2 protein-coding genes are annotated in these 2417 nt (G+C 47.9%); one reads left to right on the forward strand and one right to left on the reverse strand.

The window, feature by feature from the left end; translation table 11 throughout:
- Positions 1-830 (forward strand): hypothetical protein (locus ACUVJL_RS12020; RefSeq protein WP_445246062.1); only part of this gene is annotated, 830 nt, incomplete at its 5' end.
- Positions 831-1124: 294 nt separating this feature from the next.
- On the opposite strand, the gene ACUVJL_RS12025 is transcribed toward ACUVJL_RS12020, so the two are convergent.
- Positions 1125-1475 (reverse strand): hypothetical protein, encoded by a 351-nt coding sequence (locus tag ACUVJL_RS12025; RefSeq protein ID WP_445246063.1) that lies wholly within the window; start codon positions 1473-1475, stop codon positions 1125-1127.
- Positions 1476-2417: the final 942 nt, after the last annotated feature.

Consider the following 2417-nt stretch of genomic DNA (forward strand, 5'->3'; position numbering starts at 1 on the left):
ACTCCAATCTCAAGGCTGTTTCTCATATCAAGTATCCGAAAATGCTCTCGGAACTGTGCAGCGATTATCTCGAACTGAGCGGTGTCAAGTGGAAGCGCTCCGGCGGCCGCAGTTGGTTTGAAGGGTTGAGATTCCGCACCGAAGGGGAAACATCGCCGACTCATTCTGATTCGCTTTCGGCGCTTATTCCCCAGAATTTCTTCACTGATACGGGGTACAACACAGGGCATTACGGTGTTGAGACGGGGTTCGGAGGGGGTTCGGAAACCTTGTCAAACAGTAATTACAGCCATTTACAGGGTTTAGACCCTCAAAATAGCTGTAAAAAGTTAGAGTCTTCTTCTCCGTTGACTGAGGAAAGTCGCGGTACAAGTAATCACTTTTGTGAAAAGTTAGAGTCTTCTTCTCCGTTGATTGAGGAAACCCAAATCACAAGTCATGAGGTAGAAATAATTAAAAAACTAGATTCGTACCCCGTCAACCTCGTCGAAATACCGGAACCTTTGTCAGAAGTGGATTTAAGCCAACCGACAAATCCCATCCCAATCCCGTGCGAACCCCGACTAACCCCGCATTCATCCGATGAATTGACTCTCTCGGGCGAGCCAACCGCCGAGCGAGTTGTCACCGAATCGGAGTTGGTTCAAAGGCTTCAAGCGCGGATACTCCAAGCAATTGCGGACAAAAACCCTGCCAACGCCAATGATGTCTACTTCCAAGTACATGAATTGGGAGTCAAGGAAGCTGTGAAAGCAGCATTAACAGACATTGAAAATGAGGATTTCAGACAATTGGTCAAACTTTGGAAGCAAACCGAAAGTCAGTCTTAAACCAACGCGCTTGATCCCTGTTTTAATTTGGTTTACAAACAGCAAGCGCGCAGCGGAAAAAACAAAATTCGGAGGAACCGCCGCCTGGGCCCGCTGCCCAAAGCTCGCACAGGTCACGTCTTCGCCAAGAAGTTAGCGCGCTCGTTTGGCGCTTAATAATCAAAGTATCGAAGGGTAAACCCTTGGCGTCTTCGCCAAGAAGTTAGCGCGCTCGATCTCGACGCTCGGTACGGCCACGCCATAGCGTCCATCCGAGCGCGTCTTCGCCAAGAAGTTAGCGCGCTCGATCTATATCTACTCTCTTGGCGAGGGCAACTCGCGGTGCGCGATCGCTTTCTCCTTCGCGCTTTCTCCTTCGCGCACCGCCGAACCAACCAACAGCAAGCCGAACGTTAAATTAGTGGCGATCGTTAAAATCAGCAAAAATGACTTGTTTTTCGACCCGGCAATGCAGTCAAAAAAACTGAAATTTCGATGCCCCAAGTATGAAGCTAAAGAGAGCGTTAAAAAACGCTGCAAAGCGGAATAAGTATGGTAGCGCCACCTCTGTCTCCATCCCCAGGGGCAGCATTTGCCCGCATCCCGATTCCGGCAAAGAATGCCGTCTCTTTTCTGCTGTTTCCGAGGCAAAAGTAAAGCCTGCATTCCATACCCTGTATAGTTTTGAAGCAGTGCAAACCAACTGGGGGCGAATGTTGGACAAAAGTTGGACGAAATGGGATAAATGTTGGATGAATGTGGGGCGAATGTTGGACGAAATTAGAGCGAACAAACTCCGTACAAAATAAAATTGCAGCGCCGCGTTTGGTCGGTGTTTCGTCCAACATTTGCCACGTTTAGGCACCGATCCGCCCATGCAAAGTCCAACATTTGCAGCGCTCAAAATCGGTATAATCAAGCACTAAACGTTGTCAGTATTGCACTTTTATTCGATCAGCTTTTCGCAGTTTGTTGAAAAGGTTGTACGAATATTCGATAGGTTTTTTGCAGTTTCCCCGCCGGGTTGATCGAATACGGGATCAACTTGTGGTTGCTGGGTTGGGGTTGGTGAGGTGGTGCGGGGTACAAGCTGAAGAAAGGTAATTTGAGCGCGATCGGGCGAGTCAAAATCGAAGAATTAATTGTTGGGATGTTTCCGCAGTTATTAAGTAGGTAGGCGGGATTAAACCGAACACTGTAACAGTATGCAAGCAGGCTTAAGTCATCCAGTCTAAAGCATTTGGACGCTTTTCGATTACTTTTTATAATTGTGTTTTAAAGCGCAGTATCTTCTTCTTCTAGCTATGCAAGAGAACCGAAACACAACGCGTATCTCAATGTGCAAGAGCACCGAAGCACAGCGAGTAGTTCTGAGTGCAGAAATACCGAAACACAACCCATAGTTCCGAGTACGGAAACACCATAAATATTTAGCTATGCGAGTGTACCGAAACTAAACGAGTATCTCAACGGGCAGGTGCACCGAAACACACCGACAATCTAGCTATGCAAGAGCACCGAAACGCAGCGAGTATCTCAACGGGCAGGTGCACCTAAACACAGCGACAATCTAGCTATGCAAGAGCACCGAAACGCAGCCAAATAGCT

The sequence above is a fragment of the Microcoleus sp. OTE_8_concoct_300 genome (assembly GCF_031383065.1).
GTDB lineage: Bacteria > Cyanobacteriota > Cyanobacteriia > Cyanobacteriales > Microcoleaceae > Microcoleus.

Bases quoted from the DNA above. Each gene is read 5' to 3' on its own strand.
- ACUVJL_RS12025 (WP_445246063.1), bottom strand. From the start codon at position 1,475: ATGCAGGCTTTACTTTTGCCTCGGAAACAGCAGAAAAGAGACGGCATT.